The 20363-nt window shown below is 66.0% G+C and carries 20 protein-coding genes; 9 read left to right on the top strand and 11 right to left on the bottom strand.

Annotated elements, in window-relative coordinates; translation table 11 throughout:
* The first annotated feature begins 8 nt into the window (after positions 1 to 8).
* A complete protein-coding gene (locus tag J2T47_RS25580) occupies positions 9 to 1379 on the top strand; it encodes a DUF1329 domain-containing protein (protein WP_253453058.1) in 1371 nt (456 codons plus the stop codon).
* 61 nt (positions 1380 to 1440) lie between these two features.
* Here the strand turns inward: J2T47_RS25580 and J2T47_RS25575 are convergent, their stop codons facing one another.
* Positions 1441 to 1878 (bottom strand): Lrp/AsnC family transcriptional regulator, encoded by a 438-nt coding sequence (locus J2T47_RS25575; RefSeq protein WP_253453056.1) that lies wholly within the window; start codon positions 1876 to 1878, stop codon positions 1441 to 1443.
* 130 nt (positions 1879 to 2008) lie between these two features.
* Between J2T47_RS25575 and J2T47_RS25570 the strand changes: the two genes are divergently transcribed.
* Together J2T47_RS25570 and J2T47_RS25565 are read left to right on the top strand one after the other, a co-directional pair.
* On the top strand, positions 2009 to 2902 hold the full coding sequence (locus J2T47_RS25570; RefSeq protein ID WP_253453054.1) for a DMT family transporter: 894 nt from the start codon (positions 2009 to 2011) through the stop codon (positions 2900 to 2902).
* Between the two features lie 86 nt (positions 2903 to 2988).
* The gene (locus tag J2T47_RS25565; protein ID WP_437181015.1) at positions 2989 to 4131 is read left to right on the top strand and encodes a DUF1615 domain-containing protein; all 1143 of its coding nucleotides are present in this window, start codon (positions 2989 to 2991) and stop codon (positions 4129 to 4131) included.
* A 1-nt stretch (position 4132) separates the two neighbouring features.
* Here the strand turns inward: J2T47_RS25565 and J2T47_RS25560 are convergent, their stop codons facing one another.
* Positions 4133 to 4426, bottom strand: coding sequence for a hypothetical protein (locus J2T47_RS25560; protein WP_253453052.1), 294 nt, complete (start codon positions 4424 to 4426; stop codon positions 4133 to 4135).
* 76 nt (positions 4427 to 4502) lie between these two features.
* Positions 4503 to 5183, bottom strand: coding sequence for a TetR/AcrR family transcriptional regulator (locus tag J2T47_RS25555; RefSeq protein WP_253453050.1), 681 nt, complete (start codon positions 5181 to 5183; stop codon positions 4503 to 4505).
* Between the two features lie 164 nt (positions 5184 to 5347).
* On the opposite strand from J2T47_RS25555, the gene J2T47_RS25550 reads away from it, so the two are divergent.
* The 3 genes from J2T47_RS25550 (at position 5348) to J2T47_RS25540 (ending at position 7671) form a co-directional block, all read left to right on the top strand.
* The gene (locus J2T47_RS25550) at positions 5348 to 5839 is read left to right on the top strand and encodes a DUF1543 domain-containing protein (protein WP_253453048.1); all 492 of its coding nucleotides are present in this window, start codon (positions 5348 to 5350) and stop codon (positions 5837 to 5839) included.
* A 79-nt stretch (positions 5840 to 5918) separates the two neighbouring features.
* On the top strand, positions 5919 to 6332 hold the full coding sequence (locus tag J2T47_RS25545; RefSeq protein ID WP_253453046.1) for an arsenate reductase ArsC: 414 nt from the start codon (positions 5919 to 5921) through the stop codon (positions 6330 to 6332).
* A gap of 343 nt (positions 6333 to 6675) precedes the next feature.
* The gene (locus J2T47_RS25540) at positions 6676 to 7671 is read left to right on the top strand and encodes an LLM class flavin-dependent oxidoreductase (RefSeq protein WP_253453044.1); all 996 of its coding nucleotides are present in this window, start codon (positions 6676 to 6678) and stop codon (positions 7669 to 7671) included.
* A gap of 327 nt (positions 7672 to 7998) precedes the next feature.
* On the opposite strand, the gene J2T47_RS25535 is transcribed toward J2T47_RS25540, so the two are convergent.
* The 7 genes from J2T47_RS25535 to J2T47_RS25505 all read right to left on the bottom strand — a co-directional run bounded on the left by J2T47_RS25535 (position 7999) and on the right by J2T47_RS25505 (position 15556).
* Complete coding sequence (locus tag J2T47_RS25535; protein WP_081516740.1) at positions 7999 to 8367, bottom strand: YajD family HNH nuclease; 369 nt, start codon at positions 8365 to 8367, stop codon at positions 7999 to 8001.
* 58 nt (positions 8368 to 8425) lie between these two features.
* The gene (locus J2T47_RS25530) at positions 8426 to 8866 is read right to left on the bottom strand and encodes a YbaN family protein (RefSeq protein WP_253453229.1); all 441 of its coding nucleotides are present in this window, start codon (positions 8864 to 8866) and stop codon (positions 8426 to 8428) included.
* Complete coding sequence (locus J2T47_RS25525; protein WP_253453042.1) at positions 8856 to 9455, bottom strand: biliverdin-producing heme oxygenase; 600 nt, start codon at positions 9453 to 9455, stop codon at positions 8856 to 8858. The genes J2T47_RS25530 and J2T47_RS25525 overlap by 11 nt, the downstream gene beginning before the upstream one ends.
* Before the next feature lie 306 nt (positions 9456 to 9761).
* Entirely contained in the window at positions 9762 to 12365 is a 2604-nt protein-coding gene (locus tag J2T47_RS25520; RefSeq protein WP_253453040.1) for a TonB-dependent receptor, read from the bottom strand.
* Between the two features lie 109 nt (positions 12366 to 12474).
* Positions 12475 to 13398 (bottom strand): FecR family protein, encoded by a 924-nt coding sequence (locus tag J2T47_RS25515; protein WP_253453226.1) that lies wholly within the window; start codon positions 13396 to 13398, stop codon positions 12475 to 12477.
* Positions 13399 to 13505: 107 nt separating this feature from the next.
* A complete protein-coding gene (locus J2T47_RS25510; protein ID WP_253453039.1) occupies positions 13506 to 14027 on the bottom strand; it encodes an RNA polymerase sigma factor in 522 nt (173 codons plus the stop codon).
* A 170-nt stretch (positions 14028 to 14197) separates the two neighbouring features.
* Positions 14198 to 15556 (bottom strand): MFS transporter, encoded by a 1359-nt coding sequence (locus tag J2T47_RS25505; protein WP_253453037.1) that lies wholly within the window; start codon positions 15554 to 15556, stop codon positions 14198 to 14200.
* Positions 15557 to 15889: 333 nt separating this feature from the next.
* Here J2T47_RS25505 and J2T47_RS25500 point away from each other — a divergent pair, with 333 nt between their 5' ends.
* Entirely contained in the window at positions 15890 to 16768 is an 879-nt protein-coding gene (locus tag J2T47_RS25500) for a LysR substrate-binding domain-containing protein (protein ID WP_253453036.1), read from the top strand.
* A gap of 204 nt (positions 16769 to 16972) precedes the next feature.
* Here J2T47_RS25500 and J2T47_RS25495 read toward each other — a convergent pair whose 3' ends face one another.
* Positions 16973 to 17833 carry a LysR substrate-binding domain-containing protein gene (locus J2T47_RS25495; RefSeq protein WP_253453034.1) on the bottom strand — a complete coding sequence of 287 codons (861 nt, stop codon included), beginning with the start codon at positions 17831 to 17833 and terminating at the stop codon, positions 16973 to 16975.
* Between the two features lie 148 nt (positions 17834 to 17981).
* On the opposite strand from J2T47_RS25495, the gene J2T47_RS25490 reads away from it, so the two are divergent.
* Both J2T47_RS25490 and phnX read left to right on the top strand, forming a co-directional pair.
* Positions 17982 to 19097 (top strand): 2-aminoethylphosphonate--pyruvate transaminase, encoded by a 1116-nt coding sequence (locus tag J2T47_RS25490; protein WP_253453032.1) that lies wholly within the window; start codon positions 17982 to 17984, stop codon positions 19095 to 19097.
* 32 nt (positions 19098 to 19129) lie between these two features.
* Positions 19130 to 19957 (top strand): phosphonoacetaldehyde hydrolase, encoded by an 828-nt coding sequence (gene phnX / locus J2T47_RS25485; RefSeq protein WP_253453030.1) that lies wholly within the window; start codon positions 19130 to 19132, stop codon positions 19955 to 19957.
* Positions 19958 to 20363 lie beyond the last annotated feature (406 nt).

Below are 20363 nucleotides of genomic sequence, written 5' to 3'. Positions count from 1 at the left end.
AGAGGACCATGTACAAGAAGAGTTCCCTGATCGTCCTTGCCACGCTGACGGCCCTGGCCGTCACCGATGCGCGTGCTGCCGTCTCGGCCGACCAGGCCGCCCAGCTCAAGAGCAGCCTGACGCCCATGGGCGCGGAGAAGGCCGGCAACGCCGCCGGCAGCATTCCCGCCTGGAGCGGCGGCCTGACCTCGGCTCCTGCCGGCTACAAGGGACCGGGCTCGCACCATGTCGACCCGTTCGCCGGCGAGAAGCCCAAGTTCGTCATCACCAAGGCCAACCTCGACCAGTACAAGGCCAACCTGACGCCGGGGCAGATTGCGCTGTTCAATGCCTACCCGGACAGCTACCAGATGCCGGTCTACGAGACCCACCGCACCGGCTCCGCGCCGCAGTGGATCTACGACAACATCTACAAGAACGCCACCAGTGCCAAACTGGTGGAAGGCGGTAACGGCTTCACCGATGCCTACGGCGGCGTGCCGTTCCCGATCCCGCAGAGCGGCGTGGAAGCGGTGTGGAACCACATCGCCCGCTACCGTGGCACCTACATCGTGCGGCGCTCGTCCCAGGCCGGCGTGCAGCGCAATGGCGCCTACTCGCTGGTGACCTCCCAGGACGAGGCGCTGTTCCGCTTCTACGATCCGAAAGGCAGCTTCGAGAAGCTCGGCAACACCATGTTCTACTACATGACCTTCACCACCGCCCCGGCGCGTCTCGCCGGTAACGGCGCCCTGGTGCAGGAGACCCTCGACCAGGTCAAGGAACCGCGCCAGGCCTGGGGCTACAACCCCGGCCAGCGCCGCGTGCGCCGTGCCCCGACGCTGGCCTACGACACCCCGATCGAAGACTCCGATGGCCTGCGCACCGCCGACGACACCGACATGTACAACGGCGCGCCGGACCGCTACGACTGGACCCTGGTGGGCAAGAAGGAAATCTACATTCCCTACAACAACTACCAGATCACCAGCCCGGAGGTTAAGTACAAGGACCTGCTCACCCCCGGCCACGTCAATCCCAAGTACACCCGCTACGAGCTGCACCGCGTGTGGGTAGTGGATGGCAAGCTGAAGGCCGGCGCGCGGCATATCTATTCGCGCCGCACCCTGTACCTCGACGAGGACAGCTGGGGTGCCGCCGTGGTGGACCAGTACGACGGTCGCGGCGAGCTGTGGCGTGTCTCGCTGGCGTACCTGAAGAGCTTCTACGAGCAGCCGATGGTGTGGACCGCGCTGGACACCTTCCATGACCTGCAGGCACATCGTTACAGCATCCAGTGGCTGGACAACGAGGAGCCGGGCACTGCCGACTTCAGCCAGCCGGCGCCGGACGATTCCAACTTCAGCCCGTCGGCGCTGCGCCGTAAGGCATCGCGCTAAGCGTGTGAACGACAAAGGCCCCGCAAGGGGCCTTTTTCTTTCCTGCGGCAGGACGCCGGGCTTACGCCATTGGCGGCAACCGCCGCTTCACCGGGCTCTTCTTGACGATGGCCGTATTGGTCTCGGCGAAGCCGTTGAGGTGGTCGAGGATTTCGTCCAGCTGCTCCATCGACCGCACACACATCCGTGCGTAGAAGCAATCCTCGCCGGTGACCTTGTCGCACTCGGTGAACTCGGGGATCGCCAGGATCTGCTTCTCCACCTCCTGCAATTTCCCCGGCAGCGGGCGCACCCGGACGATGGCTTGCAACTGGTAGCCGAAGGCGCGTGGGTCGACGTTCACCGTGTAGCCGGTGATCACCTGGCGCTCCTCGAGCTTGCGCAGGCGCTCGGCGACGCTGGGTGAGCTCAGGCCGCTGGCCTGGGCCAGGGCCTTGAGGGAAAGGCGCGAGTCTTCCATCAGCGCGGAGATCAGCAACTGGTCGATGTCGTCGGTCATCTTGGTCTCGAAAGGTGAAATAAAGGAATTGCCTTGATACTAAAGGTGAACGGCCAGCTTTACCTGCGCCAGGCGATGGAGTGCACGAATCTGCCTGTTCATACTGTTCACCATTGAATGGAGGTGAACCATGAACGATCGAATCCGACGCGGCACGCTGGAAATGGTCAGCGCCATGCTGATCTGCGGCACCATCGGCTGGTTGGTGGTGGTGTCCGGCCAGCCCGTGCTGGACGTGGTGTTCTGGCGCTGCGCATTCGGCGCCGCAACCCTGCTGGTGATCTGCGCGGCCATGGGCTTCCTGCGGCCCGGCATCCTCACCCGCGCCACCTTCGGCCTGGCACTGCTGAGCGGCATAGCCATCGTCGGCAACTGGGTGCTGCTGTTCGGCTCCTATTCGCGGGCGTCCATCGCCATCGGCACGGCGGTCTACAACGTGCAGCCGTTCCTGCTGGTGCTGCTGGGCGCGCTGTTCCTCGGCGAGAAGGTGACCGCGCAGAAACTTGCCTGGCTCGGCGTTTCCTTCCTCGGCATGCTGGCTATCGTCAGCGCACACGGCGAAGCGGGGCAGGTGGGCAGCGACTATCTGGGCGGCATCGCCCTTGCCCTCGGCGCCGCCGCGCTGTATGCGGTGGCGGCGCTGATCATCAAGCGCCTGACCGGCGTACCGCCGCACCTGATCGCGCTGATCCAGGCGGTGACCGGTGTGCTCCTGCTGGCCCCGTGGGCCAACCTTTCGCCGCTGCCCCAGGCCACCAGCGCCTGGGCCAGCCTGGCGACCCTGGGTATCGTGCACACCGGCTTCATGTATGTACTGCTCTACGGCGCGATCCAGAAATTGCCGACGGCGCTGACCGGTGCGTTGTCGTTCATCTACCCGATCGCCGCGATCTTCGTCGACTGGTTCGCCTTCGGCCACCGCCTGACCCCGTTGCAATGGCTGGGCGTGGTTGCCATCCTGCTGGCCGCCGCTGGCATGCAGCGCGGCTGGCGCCTGAACCTGCGGCGCCTGGCCTGGCGCTGAAATCCGTGCTTGCCTGACAATGCCGGGGAACCTGTGCCGCCGGGCGCAGGTCCTGTAGGCGGCAGAAATCAAGCAAGGAACGGACTATGACTGCGGCTGCCCTGACGGCAGATTCATTCAGCCTGAAAAGGCCCTCATCACGAATCATTCATCTGCTGGGCGTGGCCGCGCTGCTGGCGCTGGCCGGCTGCGGCAGCCGCGCGCCGAGCGTGCCGGAGCCGACTCCGGACGAGGTGCGCGGCACGCTGGCCAAGCTGATTCCCGCGGGCGCGAGTGACCGCCAGGGTTGGGCGAAGGATATCCAGGTCGCCTTCACCACCCAGCGCATTCCGGCGACCACCGAAAACCTCTGCTCGGTGGTGGCGATCACCGAGCAGGAGTCCAACTTCAAGGCCGACCCGCCGGTGCCCGGGCTGGGCAAGATCGCCCGCGCCGAGATCGACCGCCGCGCAGGCAAGGTGCATGTGCCGGGCTTCCTCATCGATACCGCGCTGGCGCTGAAGTCGCCGAACGGCCGCACCTACAGCCAGCGTCTGGCGAGTGCGAAGACCGAGAGGGAGCTGAGCGCGATCTTCGACGACTTCATCGGTGGCGTACCACTGGGCCAGCAGTTGTTCGGCCGCTTCAACCCGGTGCATACCGGCGGGCCGATGCAGGTCAGCATCGAGTTCGCCCAGGCCCATGCCGAAGGCTATCCGTACCCGGTGGACGGCAGTATCCGCCGCGAGGTGTTCAGCCGCCGTGGCGGCATGTATTTCGGTATCGCCCACCTGCTCGGCTACCCGGTGAACTACCCGCGTCAGCTGTACCGTTTCGCCGACTTCAACGCCGGCTGGTACGCCAGCCGCAACGCGGCTTTCCAGCGCGTGGTGGCGGACCTCACCGGCATCACCCTGGCCCTGGATGGCGACGTGATCCTCTACGGCAGCTACGACGCCGGCAGCACCGAGAAGGCGGTGCGCACCCTGGGGCCGAAGCTGGGCATGAGCGATCGGGAAATCCGCCGCGACCTGGAGCTGGGCGACAAGCCGGAGTTCACGAAGTCGGAGCTCTACACCAAGGTCTTCGCGCTGGCCGAACGCGCCGCTGGCAAGTCGATGCCGCGGGCGATGGTGCCGGGCATCACGCTGCACAGTCCGAAGATCACCCGTCAGCTCACCACTGCCTGGTTCGCCCAGCGGGTGGACGAGCGTTACCAGCGCTGTCTCACACGGGCACCGAAGGAATGATTCAGTCGCCTTCGGCGGGCTGACAGACGCCGTTGGCGCCTTTGGGGCCGGTGTAGGACACGGTGGCGGTGCCGTCGTCATTGACGCTGATGGATATGGTGACGCCTTCTCCCTTGGCTTCGATGTACTTGTCGTTGCTCTGCTTGACCTTGGCCTGCTTGCCGTTGATGTAAACCGGCCCGCCCTCATCGGTATGGACCTGGATATCGTTCGGGCAGTCGTAGTTGAGCATGGGGATGGCGGCAAAGGCGGGCTGCACAACGATCATCGATACAGCGATCAGTAGCGGTTTCATGGCGTCTCCCAGACGAATGCGGGCACGGCACGTGGCCGTGCGGACATCCTCAGCTTAGTGCAGACACCGTCGCGCGCTAGAGCGGCAAGGGGCGCAGGCGTGCGGCCGGCTCCGGCTCGGTGCCGCGCAGGACAAGGCGGGTGATGGTCGCCGCTGCCGCCTCGAAGTCCTCGGCGGCGGGCTGCGCCTTGCCGGTGATCATCGCGATCTGCCAGTCGAAATCGACGTAGGTGCGGGTGGCCGCGGAGATGCTCAGCAGCAGGTGCTGCGGGTCCACCGCGGCGAGCAGGCCACGGTCGATCCAGGCGCCGATGCACTCGACGTTGCGCCGCGACTCGGCACGCAGCCGCTGCAACCACTCCGGCGGCAGGTGCGGCGCGCCGTGGAGCATCTCGCTGGCGAACACCTTGTAGGCATGCGGCCACTGGCGGGCGATGTACAGGCGCGCGCGGATGTGCGCGGGCAGGGCCCAGGCCGGGTCGTCGCACTCGCGCAGCAGGGCGGAGGCCTCCAGCACGGCGTCCACCACGTTCTCCAGCAGGCGCAGGTAGAGGTTCTCCTTGCTCTGGAAGTAGTAGTAGACGTTGGACTTGGGCAACTCGGCGCGGCTGGCGATGTCCTGGGTCTTGGCGGCGGTGAAACCCTTCTCGGCGAACTCCTCGCCGGCGGCCAGCAGGATGCGCTGGCGGTTGCGGTCACGGATGCTGAGGGCTGGACGCTGGCGGCGGCGCGTCGGGGTAGGCGCGGTCTGAGGCATGGGAAAACATCGGGGCAGTGAAACGAAGAATCAGAATATAACTTTCTATATAGCGCTTGCCACCCACCGGATTGACTGGCGGATGGCCATTTATCCGCCAGTAGATTGAACCTGCCGTGTGACGGATCTGTCAGACCAAATCTGAAACCTAGGAAGGGTCTGAAATGCTGTTCGTAGTCATGCTGGGCGGACGCCATCCGCGTGCCCGGATCGAAATCCACGATGTGGCCTTCGTCATTGGTGACACCCTGAAATCCACCTACCCGCAATTGCGCGAGGCCTGGTTCGGCAGCCCCGATGGCCTGCACATCGACTCGTGGCTGGAGGTGGATGGCGTCGAGGCCTACCGCGTCGAGTTCAGCGAGGCGATGCCGGCGCCGGGCGAGCAGCGGCTGTTCTTCGTCAACCTGGGCGGCTATGAGTTGGGCACCTTCGGCGAGGCGCACCAGTATGTGCTGGTGGCCGCGCGCGACGCCGCCGATGCCAAGGTGCGCGCCAAGCGGCGCATGCCGCGTAGCTGGGACAAGGCGCACACCGACGCGGTGATCGACGTCGACGACTGCATCGCTGTCGACCAGGTTGGCGGGCGCTACGTGCACCTGGTGGAGGGCGAGAGCCGCGGCATCGTGCAGCGCAGCGACTACATCGTGTTGTGAGCCTTCATGCTGCTGACACGGCCCTGTCATAAAACCTGACGTATAAGGGGCGCACAGCCGACCCCGTGCCGAGGTAGAGATGACCGAGAAACGCCGAGTCCTGTTCGTCTGCGTCGCCAACGATGCGCGCTCGCCCATGGCCGAGGCGCTGCTGCGGCATACCGACGACGAGCACTTCGAAGCCTTCAGCGCAGGTATCCACCCGACCGCCATCGACCCGCGCGCTCGTGATGTGCTGGAGCACGCGGGGATTTCCGTCGAGGGCCTGCGCAGCAAGTCCATCGCCGAGTTTCGTGGCCAGCACTTCGACTACCTGATCGACCTCTGCGACAAGTCCACCGACGAGGGCGACGAGCTGCCCACTTCCAGCGAAGTGATCGTGTGGAATTTCGTCGACCCCGCCCACAGCGAGCAGCACGACCCGTTTCGCCACACCCTGCAGGAAATCAGCGATCGCCTGAAGCTCTTCGAAATGGTGAAGAACCGCGACTGAAGCTTCCGGCGATGACAAAGCAAAAAGCCCGCACGGATGCGGGCTTTTTGCTTCGTAGGCCACAGGGCTTCGCCGTTGCCTGGGGAGGATGGCGGCGGATTCCCGTAGAGATGGGGCGCTGGTCCTTCAGCGCGAGGGCCATTCTGGAGCGCCGGCATGACAGCGCGGTGACCGTCTGGTGAACAGGTGATGGCAATGCGCCAATAACCCTGTATCACTCGACGGCATGAGTACTATCGATCCCGACAAGTGGTCAGGCGCGGACTGCATCGATAGAGTCACGGTCAAAGTCATGTCCGCGGCGTTGCATTGCGGTGCCTGCGTGACCCGAATCGGAGTGCTTATGAAGTCCCTGTCAGATATTGCCTTCTCCATGCTCGATCTGGTGCCCGTGCGCGACCAGGGCACCGCTGCCGAGGCGTTGAACAACGCCGTCGCGGTTGCCCGCCACGTCGAGCACCTGGGCTTCACCCGCTACTGGCTGGCCGAGCACCACAACATGGATGGTATCGCCAGTTCGGCCACCGCCGTGCTGATCGGCCACATTGCCGGCAAGACCGAGCGCATCCGCGTCGGCTCCGGCGGGGTGATGCTGCCCAACCATCCGCCGCTGGTGGTGGCGGAGAACTTCGGCACCCTGGAAACCCTCTATCCCGGCCGCATCGACCTGGGCCTGGGCCGCGCGCCCGGCGCTGACCAGGCGACCATGCGCGCGCTGCGCCGCGATCGCCTGGGCGACGGCGCGGACTTCCCCGAGCAGGTCGCCGAACTGGAGATGCTCCTCGGCCCGCGCCGCTCCCAGCAGTCGCTGCTGGCGATTCCGGGGGAGGGCACCAACGTGCCGATCTGGCTGCTGGGCTCCAGCCTGTTCAGCGCCCATCTGGCCGCGCAGAAGGGCCTGCCCTATGCCTTTGCTTCCCACTTCGCGCCGCGCTACCTGCACGATGCGCTGCGCATCTACCGCGAGAACTTCCAGCCCTCGGCGGTGCTCGACAAGCCCTACGCGATGATCGGTGTGCCGCTGGTGGCGGCGCCCACCGACGAGGAAGCCGAATACCTGGCAACCACCGCCTTCCAGCGCGTGCTGGCGCTGATCCGTGGCGACAGCCTGAAGCAGAAACCGCCGGTGAACAGCATGGCCGGCCTGTGGCTGCCCCATGAGCAGGACGCGGTGGGTAATTTCTTCGGCCTGGCGGTGATCGGCGGCCCGGAGAAGGTGCGCAGCCGCCTGGAGATCCTGCTGGAGCAGACCGGCGTGGACGAGATCATCTTCACCAGCGATATCTACGACCACGAGTTGCGTCTGCGCTCGCTGGAGATCGTTGCCGGCCTGCGCTGATCGAGTCTCTTCGCAGGACCGAGGGGGCGCCTAGCCCTTGCTCGCGAATGGTCTCGCAGCGGGGCTGGGTTCGCGAGCAAGCTCGCTCCTACAGGTTCCGGCGTGGGTTATCCGCCGATGGCCTTGTGGCGGATATCGCTGGCGCGTTATGCGCCCTACGCTCTTGTCGTAGGAGCAGACTTTGTCCGCGAAATCCGCTGCGGAGGACTCCATTACCGCAGGGATAGACCGACACGAAGCGCCCATCTGCAGGAGCGCGCCATGCGCGCGATCGCGGGCATGGCCCGCTCCTGCAGAGGGTCGGTGCACCCGAGGGAGCGGCGGGTCTCAGGCCTCTCCGTCATCCTTCTTCTTCAGCAGGTCCGCCAGCCCGGCCAGGCCCTTGTGGGTGACCTTCGGCCCTTTCGCGCCCGCGTCGTTGCTGTTCTGGTAATGCAGGTCCACCTGGCGCTGGTGCTCGTTGTCGTGGCAGAACAGGCAGAGCAGCTCCCAGTTGGAGCCGTCCTCGGGGTTGTTGTCGTGGTTGTGGTCGCGGTGATGCACGGTCAGCTCGCGCAGGCGCACGCCGCTGAACTCGCGGGCACAGCGCCCGCAGATCCAGGGGTACATCTTCAGGGCTTTTTCGCGGTAGCTGGTTTCGCGGCGGCGCTGGGCTTCGGCGAGGACGGCGTCGACTTTGCTGGTGGGCTGGTTCATGGCTCGTGGCGGAGGTGCGGAATAGGACCTCCAGCATAAATCCAGGCCCGCGCGCTGACTACGGCCTGGGTGTATCCGGTCGCGACCAGATCCACAGATTGCCAACCGCCATGCCCAGGATCACCGCGTACAGCCAGAGGCCGTGGGGCAGGGTGATCAGCATGATCGCCAGCGCCACGAGCATCGCCAGGCTGGCGCTGATCTTGGCGCGGCGGGCGACGGCGCGGCCATTGCGCCAGTTGTGAAGGATCGGGCCGAACAGCCGGTGGTTCTCCAGCCAGGCGGACAGGCGCGGCGAACTCTTCGACGCGGCCCAGGCGGCGAGCAGGACGAACTCGGTGGTCGGCAATCCCGGCACCACCAATCCCACCATGCCCACGCCGAGGCTGGTGTACGCCAGCAACGCAAACGCCAGTCGGGCCAGCCGCGAGCGGGCAGGGCCGAACGGGTTGGCGCGCGCCGCATCGGCAGGCGCGCGCTCGAGGGCCTCAGGCGGCAGCGGGAGCACTGTCGTAGCTGTGTTGCAGCAGTTGGGAGAAGCGCTCGAAGGCGGCCACGGCGCCGGCCTCGGCTTCGCGTTCTTCGGCTTCGCTCAGTTCCAGACCGTCGAGGGTGCGGGTGAAGCGTTTCCAGCCTTCGGCACGGCCGCCTTCGGGTTCGCCCAGGTGACGGGCACCGGTGTTTTCGTCCAGACCCAGCGCGGCTACGCGCTGGATCAGGAAGGCCGCGCCGAGCTTGGAACCTTCGGAGACGAACAGCCAGCCCAGGGCGTGGGCCAGGCTCGGGTGGCTGATGGCACCGGCGACCGGAGCGGGCACTTCGGTGTCGAGGTCGGCCAGGTCCAGGCGGGCCTGTTCGGCGCGGCAGCGCTGCGGCAGGTCGGGGAAGATCTTGCCCAGTTCGGCGTCCTGGTACAGGGCCTGCAGCTCGGACTGGAACAGGTACTGGGCGACCACGAAGCGGGCGAAGCGCTCGCGGCTGGAGAAGGGCTCGCGGGCCTTCACGGCGTGGTCGAGACGCTCGTGGGGGGCGTGGGTCAGCGCGTTCAGGCGCTGCGAGCGCAGGGCGGGGAGTTCCAGGGTGGTCATGTCCAATTCCTTGAAATTACAGGTCTTTACAGACGAGACGAACGAGTTCGAGGAGAGCGTAAAGATTGTTGGGGTAAGTACGATGCGTTGTTTAGGGGCAGGTGCTCTTTATGACGGTCTGTACCTGGGGGGCCCTCTCCCTAACCCTCTCCCTGAAGGGAGAGGGGACTGGATTGGAGCCGGCTGAGGCCGAAGTTTCAGCCGGCGCGGATAGCTCCCTCTCCCTTCGGAGCGGGGCGCGTAGCCAGGGCGGGGGAGAGGGGCTTGCCCAACGTGGGATTTCCCGGCATGTAGGGCGCGTGCCCGTCAGATATCCCACACCAGGTTGATCGCGAAGTTGCGGCCCGGCTGGGTCAGGCGATCGAGGTTGGCCGGGGCCAGCACCGAGGCTTCGCCGACGCCGTCGTAGCCGCGCACGTCATCCCACAGCCAGTACTTCTTGTCGGTGAGGTTGTACAGGCCGGCGTTGAGGGTCAGGTCGTCGGTCAGCTTGTAGTAGCCGGTCAGGTCGAGGATACCGAAGCCCGGGGTCCTGAACTGGCTGCTGGTGCCGTCGGGGGCGTTGAACTGGGTGTCGTCGACACGGTTCTTGCGCTTGACCAGGGTCCAGTCGAGCAGGGCGCCGTAGCGGCCGGCCTGTTCGTCGTAGCCCAGGCCGAACACGCCGGTGAGCGGGTTGACGCTGTTGATCGGCTCGCCGGTGTCCTTGTTGCGGCCGTAGGCGTAGGCCACCGAGCCCTTGGTGTAGAGACCCTGCGGCGCGCCGAAGGCGCCCAGCTCCAGGCGACCCTTCAGCTCCACGCCCTTGATGATGGCGTTCTTGATGTTGTTGCTGGTGAAGGTCGGCTCGTCGTAGCCGGGGGTGATGGCATCTTCGTTGATGAAGTCGCGGTACTTGTTATAGAAGACCGCCACGTCGAACGAGCCTTCCTCGAAGTTGCCGCGCAGGCCGGTTTCGTAGCTCTGGCTGCGTTCCGGGTCGAGGTCCGGGTTGGGCTCCACGCGGTAGCCGGTGGTGGGGTTGTCGAAGCGGCCGTAGAGCGCCTTGGCGGTCGGGGTGCGGAAGCCCTGGGCGTACTGGCCGTACCACAGGTAGTTGTCGTTGAACGCGTAGGTCACGCCGAGCTTGGGCGAGAGCTGGTGCCAGCTCTTGTCTTCGCTGCTCACTTCGCCTTCGCCGCTCTGGTCCACGGTGTTGAGGAACTCCTCGGTGACGTGCGGTTTCAGACGGGTGTGGTCGTAGCGCAGGCCGGGCAGGAAGGTCCAGTCGTTCCAGCGGATCTCGTCCTGGGCGAACAGGGCGTAGGTGTCGATGGTCGGATCGGGGAAGTCGCTGCTGCGCGCCAGGCGATCGGAGGCTACCGAGCTCGGGCCGCCAATGGTGGGGCAGGTGCGGCTGACGGCCAGGCAGGTGGCGTCGCCTTCGCGGTAACCGGTGACCTTCTGCCGCTTGAGGGTGGTGCCGTAGGTCAGCAGGTGGTCGGTATCGCCCAGGGCGAAGGCCTTGTCCAGCTGCAGGTCGAGCACCCACTGGCGCTCCTTGTACTGGGTCTCGCGGGTCCGCAGCACCTGGCGGGTGATGGGGTAGTAGAACTCGTCAGTGCTCTGGTCGGTCTTGGCGATCTGGTAGTTGAAGGTCCACTTCAGGTGATCGGCCACCGCGCTGTCCAGCAGCATCTGGTGTTCCAGGCCGAAGCGCTCGCGGGTGATGGTGTCGTTGCCGGTACGCCACTGGTACATGCCGCCGGGCAGCACGCTGTCGGGGATGGTCGGCGCGCCGTTGTAGTACGGGCCGCCGTAGGCACTCTTCTGATCGGTGTCGACGTCGTCCTTGTACTTCTCGTAGACCAGGCCGAAGCGGCTGCCTTCGGCGTAGTTCCAGCCCAGTTTCGCCAGCACGTTGGTGGTGCGCACGTCCTCCGGGTTGGCTTCGGTGCGCGACAGGCCGGTGCCGCCGGTGCTGCCGTAGGACTCGGTCTCGTGGCCGTTGCGCTGGCTCAGGTGCAGCAGGCCATCGAAGTCGTCGTGGCGACCGGCGACGGTGGCGGAGGTCAGCCAGCTGTCGTCGGCGGAGCTGTAACCGGTCTTCAGGCGGGCGCCGACGTCCTGGCCGTCCTTGATGATGTCGTCCGGGTCGAGGGTGAAGTAGCTCACCGCGCCGCCGATGGCGTTGCTGCCGTACAGGGCCGAGGCCGGGCCGCGCAGCACTTCCACGCGCTTGACGATTTCCGGGTCGACGTAGTTGCGCTCGGTCTGCGCGTAAGGGCCGTTGAAGAAGCTGTTGGGAATCTCGACGCCGTCGATCTGCGTCAGCACGCGGTCGCCGTCGATGCCACGGATGTTGTAGCCGGTGATGCCGGCACGGTTGCCGGTGCCGCCGACGGAAACGCCGGGCATGTCGCGCACCAGTTCCTTGATGGTATTGACGTTCTTGCGGTCCAGTTCCTCGCGACCGACGACGTTCACCGTGCTCGGCACCGAGGTGACGCTCTGCGCCTGGCGGGTGGCGGTGACGGTGAGCGGCTGCATCTCGGCGACGGAGGAGAGGTTGCGCTCCAGCACCACGTTGCGCGGGCCGAGCTGGCGCACGGTCAGGCCAGTGCCGCCGAGCAGGGTCTTCAGCGCGCGCTCCGCCGGCAGGCGGCCGCTGACGCCCGGAGAGACCACGCCGTCAGCCAGGTCACCGGCCACGCCAACCTGCCAGCCGGTCACTGCGCTGAAAGCGTTCAGTGCCTGGGGCAGTGGTTGGCGGGCGATGTCGAAGCTGTAGCCGGCCTGGGTCTGGCTGGCTTCGGCGGCGACGGCGGAAGTGGCCGGCAGGCTGGCGAGGCCGATGGACAGGGCGAGCAGCGAGATGCTGGCCGGCGCGGACAGCCGGCGCAGAGGGGCACGCGAAGAAGCAAGGGTCATCGAAGGGCTCTCTTAGTCAGTCTTTGTTCGCATTCGTAAATGCGAATCTATTGCATTGGCTTCTGACTAAACGAACGAGCCATTCGTATCGCGTAAAAATAATTCGCTATTAGTTGAGGATCAGCAGTTTCGGGTATTCGTGCAGCTCGGCGGAGGTGATTTGCGCCAGCGAGCGGGCCACGCCCAGCGGATCATCCAGACGCCAGTTGCCGGTGACGCTGACGTTCTCCAGGCGCTCGTTGGTGTTCACGATCCAGCCGGGGTAGTAACGGCGCAGCTCGGCCAGCACCTGGCTGAGCGGGCAGTTCTCGAACACCATGCGGCCCTTGACCCAGGCCAGCTGGGATTCGGCTTCGGCGCCGTGCTGGCGCTCGCCGAAGCCTTGCGGACCGACGCGGATGCTGTCGCCGGCGCCGAGGCTGACGCGGGCGTCGTCCAGGCGCGTGCGCAGGTCCACCTCGCCGCGCTGCACACTGACTTCCGCCTCGTTGCCCAGGTAGCGCACGGCGAATGCGGTGCCGCGCACCGTGACCTGCACCGGCCCGGCTTCCACCTCGAAGGGGCGGCTGCGGTCATGGGCGACGTCGAAGAAGACTTCGCCGCGGTAGAGGCGGGCGACGCGCTGTTGGTCGTCCACCTTGCTGGAGAACGCGGTGTCGGTGTTGAGCAGCACGTTGGAACCGTCGGCCAGCTGGACTTTCTGGCGTTCGCCGACCGCAGTGAGATGGTCTGCGCGCAGGCGTGTCAGCAGGTCGCCCTGCACCACGACGCCGATGGCCAGCAGCAGGGCGGCGGCGGTCGCCAAGGGCTTCAGGAAGCGCCGTTTGCGCTGCAATGGACGAACCTTTTCGGGCTCTCGCGTGCGCTCCAGGCGTGCGGCGGCGACCGGCAGCAAAGGCGACTGCCACGCATCGCGCACGCGCTGGTAAGCACGCGCGTTGCCTTCGCTGGCGGCGAGCCAGGCATCGAAGCGCGCGCGGGTGGCGGCGTCCATGTCGTCCTCGAGGATCAGCCAGTCGAGGGCTTCGGCCATCTGCTGGTCGTCGGGCGGCGCGGCGTGGGGCAAGGGGCGATCCTCGGGGCGGTGCTGGGGGGGGGAGCCGCGCATTGTTGTCGAATCGGCCGGCGAACGGTAGTCCGTCATACCGTTTCCTCGAGGCGGCTGACCAGTCCGACACAGATCGCCATGATCAGTTTCAGTTCCTTCTGCACGGTGCTCGGCGAGATGTCGAGTTGCTCGGCGATCTCCGCGTAGCCGCAGCCATGCAGGCGGCTGAGGATGAAGATGCGCTGCTGGCGCTCGCTGAGTTCTGCGAGGGTGGCGCCCAGGCGCTCGAGCAGCTTTTCCGCGTGCAACTGGTCCTCGGCGCTGGAGCCCGGCGCCGGTACCGCCTGCACCACATCGAAAGGCACGTCCTCGAGCATGGTCCGCGACTGCATGCGCAGGTGGCGCAGGTGGTCCAGGGCGAGGTTGCGGCCGGTCTGGAAGAGGAAGGGTTCCAGGTGATCGATGCGGCGTTCGAGCAGGGTGCGGGCGACGCGCAGGTAGGTTTCCTGCACCAGGTCTTCGGCGATGCTCGGGTTCTTCACCATCCGTAGCAGCGTGCGCAGCAAAGGCAGGCGCTGGGCCAGGAAGACCGCGTCGAGGTTGGAAGTGCTCACAAGGGCGTCCAGCAGGAATAATTTTTAAATGATAATCAATGTTATTCAGGTGAGGCTGATGGCACAAGCCCATCCGTGGTTCCGGATGTGTACGGGGAAACGAAAAAAGGGCGAGGCGCGCGGGGCGCCTCGCCCATTCCCTCAGCCGGCCGGTGAGGGGTAAGCGGGACTCAGGAGCGCACCGGGCGTGCGTTCAGACTCGGCTCTTCGCTGGCGGGCTTGGCCTGGCTGGCCGCTTCCGGGCGGCTGTTCCAGTGCGGGATGAGGATGCCGGCGGCGATCAGCGCGGTGACGGTGAAACCGATGAACACGCTGTAGGTGTCGAAGTAGCCCGGCAGCAGGCCGCCGAGGATCGCGCCGATGGAGCCGCAGCCGTTGACGAAACCCGCCGCGGTGCCGGCCGCTTCGCCAGTGCCGAAGTCCACGGCGGCGGAGCCGCTGATCATCGAGTCCGGTCCGTACAGGGTCAGGCCCATCATGAACAGCAGGGCCAGCACCAGCAGGCTGCTGCCGGTCTGCATGGCCGGGACGAACAGCGCCAGGCACACCGTCAGGCCGAGCAGGCTGATCACGCAGGCGGGCATGCGCCGTGCGCCGAAGATGCGGTCGGAGGCAAAGCCGATCAGGATCGGCCCGAGCAGCCCGGCGACCTCGAACGCCGACGGCAGGATCGCCGCGCCGACCTTGCCCAGCCCCGGCATGCGTTCGTAGACGATCACCGGGCCCCACAGCAGGATCGCGTAGCGCGCCGGCTTGAGCAGGAAGTACGCCAGGCCCAGGGTCAGCACGGTGCGGTTGCGCAGCACCTTGCCGAGGATGCGCAGGGATTTGCCGTTCTCGCCCTCGTGCTTGAAGCCGGCGTAGTTCACCGCCTCGGGTTGCTGCACATCGGCTTCCACCGGCGGCAGGCCGACGTCCTGCGGGCGGTTGCGTTGCAGCAGGAGGAACAGGATGGCGACCGCACCGACCACGGCGGCGGTGGAGTAGAACGCTGCGTGCCAGGTGCCGAACACTTCGTAGGCCCACCAGCCGGCAAAGGGCGAGGCGACCAGACCGCCGAAGGCGTAGCAGGTGCTCCACAACCCGAGCACGCGGCCGCGTTCGTGGGTGGCGAAGAAGCTGCCGATGTTCTTGCACAGCCCGGACCAGCCGGTGGATTGCGCCAGGCCCTGGACCACCATGCAGGTGGCGAAGATCGGCAGGGTGGCGAAGCTGCCCATCACCAGGGCGGCGGCGGCGGAGATCAGCAGGCCGCCGAACACCACCACGCGCGGGCCGTAGCGATCGGCGAAGACGCCCCAGGTGAACTGGCCCACCGCGTAAGCGGCGAGGTAGATGGCGTCGAGGTTGGCCATCGCGATCTTGTCGAGATGGAAGGAGGGGTCTTCGGCGATGCCGAGCTTGGCCACCGAGAAAGCTTTGCGGGTGAAGTAGAAGGCCGCGTAGGCCAGCCAGGTGATGGCGAAGATCTGCCATCTCCAGCGTGCAAGGGAAGAGCGCGGCGAAGCGGTGCCGTGAGGGTTGAGCATGGTCTGACCTCGTTGTTGTTGTGCTGTGCCGGCAGTCAGTGGGTAACGCCTTTTTTATTGTTGTTGTCGAAGCACGTCGCACCGTCTTCGCGGTGCGGGTCAGAAGCGCTGAGGCTGTTCTGTGCCGCCGCTGCGAACCGGTGGGTTGCAGCGGCGGTGGAGGGATGGAAACAATTTCGAATAAATAACTGAAATCGATTTATCAGATTTCAAAAATAAGCTGGGCTTGTATGACACTGCGCCATGACGCTAGTGTTTTGCGTGAATGACCTCGTAGTCGCTTTCCGTCGTCTGGCGATAAGACGGTCAGAACCTTCCTGCAGAGGCGCGCCCATGTCCGTTTCCCACGCCCAGCTCAAGGCCTTCCATGCCGTTGCCGTGCACGGCAGCTTCACCCGCGCCGCCGAGCGCCTGTTCCTCACCCAGCCGGCGATCTCCGACCAGGTGCGCAAGCTGGAGGAACGCTACGGCGTGCTGCTGTTCCACCGCAACAAGCGCTCGGTGCGCCTGACCGAACTGGGCGAACGCCTGCTGGCAGTGACCCAGCGGCTGTTCGTGATCGAGGCCGAGGCGCAGGAATTGCTGCAGGAATCCAGTGCGCTGCAGACCGGCAGCCTGACTCTGGCGGTGGATGCGCCGGTGCACGTATTGCCGCAGATCGCGCGCTTCTGCCAGCGCCATCCGGGCATCCGCGTGAAGCTGGAGACCGGCAACACCGACGAATCCCTGCAGCGCCTGTTCGACTACCAGGCGGACCTGGCGCTGCTGGGCCGCGAGGTCCAGGACGAACGCCTGCTGACCTTCACCCTGCGCAGCGACCCCATCGTTGCCTTCGTTGGCCGTGGTCATCCCTGGGCCGGGCGCGAGTCCATCGAACTGGCCGACCTCGACAACGCCCCGCTGGTACTGCGCGAGCAGGGCTCGGTGACCCGGCAGATGCTGGAGGCGGAAATGGCCCGTGCCGGGCTGCGCATCCGCCCGGCCATCGAGGTGGAAGGCCGCGAGGCATCGCTGGAAGCGGTGGCGGTGGGGATTGGCGTCGGTGTGGTGTCGGCCGCCGAACTGGGGGCGGATGCGCGGGTGCATGCGCTGCCGATCCTCGACTGCCACTGGCGCATGAGCGAGACCCTGGTGTGCCTGCGTGAGCAGAGCACGCGGCGGATCGTGGCGACCTTTCTCGACCTGGTGAAGGAAGATCTGCCCTCGGAGTAGGGCGACTGGTCGCATCCTTCCGAAGGTTCCGTCGGCACCCGTAGGGCGAATAACCCGGAACGGGTTATCCGCCAGGACGGCGGATAACGCCCTGGGCGTTATGCGCCCTACAGGGGAACTCAACGCGCGGCGCTGTTGCAGGAGCGGGCCATGCCCGTGATCGCGCGCCTGGCGCGCTCCTGCAGTCGATTCAGGCGTGGACCATCAGTCCTGCGCCAACTCCAGAAAAGCACTCACCACCCGCAATCCCCGGCGCCGCTCCAGGCAGCCGATGGAGTGGCGGTTGAGCAGGCCGTCACCGCTCAGCGGAATTGCCTTCACCCGCGGGTCCGGACTGACCTCCAGCGACGACACGATGCCGATCCCCAGCTCCGCCGCCACCGCTTCGGTCACCGCTTCGCGGCTGTCCAGTTCCAGCAGCACGCGGGGCTCGACCGAAGCCGTCGAGCAGGCCGCATCGAAGGTACGCCGGGTGATCGAGTCGGGCTCGCGCAGCACCATGATCTGCTGGTCCAGCCCACCCAGCGGCAACTCCCCGGCATGCTCGCTCCAGGCATGGCTGGCCGGCACCAGGGCACAGATGCGTGACTCCACCAGCTCGCGCAGGAACAGCCCGGCGCGCGGCTCCACCTCGGTCAGCACGGCGATATCGACATGCTCGTCCATCAGCGCGGCAAGGGTCTCCTGTGCGTTGCCCAGGCGCAGGTTGACGGTGATGCCGGGGTAACGCGCGCGCAACCGGGCAAGCATCGGCATCACCAGGTGCGGGCCGTCGGCGGCCACTTCGATGCGCCCGGTCACCAGCTCGCGGCTGGCATCGAGCACGGCCTCGGCTTCCTCCTCCAGGGCGAACAGCGTGCGACTGATCGCTGACAGCCGAACGCCATCTTCTGTCAGCTCGACGCCGCGCGCGGTGCGGCGGAACAGGTTGACCTGGTAGTGCTCCTCCAGCGCCTTCACATGCCCGGTCACCGCCGGCTGGCTGATGAACAGGCGCTCGGCGGCGCGGGTGAAGCTGCGTTCGCGGGCGACGGCGTCGAAGGCGCGGAGCTGGAAGAGGTTCATAAGGTATATGTCCGGCTTATGCAGTGCATCGTGATAAACAATTTGAACGATATCTGCCCGGCCGGCAAGTTATGCCCAGGCCGCCGCGAACCCGCCCGGCCCAAGCGAATTCAGCCCTGACGACGTTCCCACGAAAGAGGAATCGAGCATGAGCACTGCCGAGCGAGCCCCCATCCTGCTGACTCCCGGTCCGCTGACCACGTCCCCCCGCACCCGTCGCGCCATGATGGTCGACTGGGGTTCCTGGGACCGCGACTTCAACGACCTGACCGCCGACGTCTGCAGGCGCCTGCTGGCGATCATCCACGGCGAAGCGAGCCACACCTGCGTGCCCCTGCAGGGCAGCGGCACCTTCTCCGTCGAAGCTGCCATCGGCACCCTGGTGCCGCGTGACGGCAAGGTGCTGGTGCTGATCAACGGCGCCTATGGCAAGCGCCTGGCGAAGATCTGCCAGGTGATCGGCCGCGAGTTCAGCACCTTCGAAACCGAAGAGGACGTGCCGACCACTGCCGCCGACGTCGACCGCCTGCTCAGCGCGGACCCGAGCGTCACCCACGTCGCCCTGATCCACTGCGAAACCAGCACCGGCATCCTCAATCCGCTGGCCGAGATCGCCAAGGTCATCGAATCCCACGGCAAGCGCCTGATCATCGATGCCATGAGCTCCTTCGGCGCGCTCGATATCGACGCCCGGCAGATCCCCTTCGATGCGCTGATCGCCGCCTCCGGCAAGTGCCTGGAAGGCGTGCCGGGCATGGGCTTCGTCTTCGCCCGTAGTGCCGCCCTGAACGCCAGCGCCGGCAACTGCCATTCGCTGTCCATGGACCTGCAGGACCAGCACGCCTACATGGCCAAGACCGGCCAGTGGCGATTCACGCCGCCGACCCACGTGGTCGCCGCGCTGCACGAAGCGCTGAGCCAGTACGAGGAGGAGGGTGGTCTCGCCGCCCGTCATCAGCGTTACGCAAACAATTGCCAGACTCTGCTGGCGGAGATGGCCGAACTGGGCTTGCGCAGCTTTCTGCCGGCCGAGATCCAGGCACCGATCATCGTCACCTTCCACGCCCCGAGCGACGCCCGCTACACCTTCACCGAGTTCTACAACCGGGTGCGCGAGAAGGGCTTCATCCTCTACCCGGGCAAGCTGACCCAGGTGGAAACCTTCCGCGTCGGTTGCATCGGCCAGGTCGACGCCAGCGGCATGCGCGCCGCCGTCGCGGCCATCGCCGAGACGCTGAAGGAAATGGAAGTCTTCGAAATCTGATGTCCGCCCGAATTCCTACAGGATTGAATGCCATGAATTACCAGCAACCCCAGCAACTGCAAGCTGTGATCCTCGACTGGGCCGGCACCGTCGTCGACTTCGGCTCCTTCGCGCCGACCCAGATCTTCGTCGAGGCCTTCGCCGAGTTCGGCGTGCAGGTCAGCCTGGAAGAAGCCCGCGGCCCGATGGGCATGGGCAAGTGGGACCATATCCGCACCCTGTGCGACATCCCGGCCATTGCCGAGCGCTACAAGGCCAAGTTCGGTCGCGTGCCGAGCGATGATGACGTCACCGCCATCTACGAGCGCTTCATGCCGCTGCAGATCGAGAAGATCGCCGAGCACTCGGCGCTGATCCCCGGCGCGCTGGACGCCATCGCCACCCTGCGCAAGGGCGGGCTGAAGATCGGTTCCTGCTCCGGCTACCCGGCGGTGGTGATGGAGAAAGTCGTCGCCCTGGCGAAGACCAACGGCTACGTCGCCGACCATGTCGTTGCTACCGATGAAGTCCCCAATGGCCGTCCGCACCCGGCTCAGGCACTGGCCAACGTGATTGCCCTGGGCATCAACGACGTGGCGGCCTGCGTGAAGGTCGACGACACCTGGCCGGGCATCCTCGAAGGCCGCAGCGCCGGCATGTGGACCGTGGCGCTGACCTGCTCGGGCAACGCCCTGGGCCTGACCTACGAGCAATACAAGGCGCTGCCGGCGGAGAAGCTGGACCAGGAGCGCCGCCGCATCGGCCAGATGTTCGAAGGCTCGCGCCCGCACTACCTGATCGACACCATCGCCGAACTGCCGGCGGTGATTGCCGATATCAATGCGCGTCTGGCGCGGGGTGAGATGCCGCAGGGCAACTGACGCTGGGTGTTCAGAAGAAGGGCCCGCCTGGTGCGGGCCTTTCTTTTTGGTGCTGGTTGGGCGGGTGGGGCTCTCTTCACGATCCAGACCGTAGGGCGCATAACGCGCCAGCGTTATCCGCCGTGGGGGCATCGGCGGATAACCCGTTCCGGGTTATGCGCCCTACGTACTGATGATGAAGGCCCGCTTCATGCCGGCTTTTTCTTTGGTTCTTGAGGATTTCCAGAAAAACGTCCGCGCACTCCGGAGGGCCCCTTTCAACGAGGGTATTTTTCGCCCCAAGCGAAAAACCGGATGGAGGGGCAAGCCCTTTGGTTACTTTCTGGCGTTTGAGAAAGTGACTCGCCCGAGGAGGCGAAACACGTAGTCCCAGCGCACGCCGATGCGGCGCATAAACACCGAGCGC

Origin of the sequence: Pseudomonas nitroreducens, assembly GCF_024170165.1 — a bacterium.
GTDB classification, from domain to species: domain Bacteria; phylum Pseudomonadota; class Gammaproteobacteria; order Pseudomonadales; family Pseudomonadaceae; genus Pseudomonas; species Pseudomonas nitroreducens_C.
The sequence above is the reverse complement of the archived record's forward strand: the minus strand, read 5'-3'. Positions and strand labels throughout refer to the sequence as shown.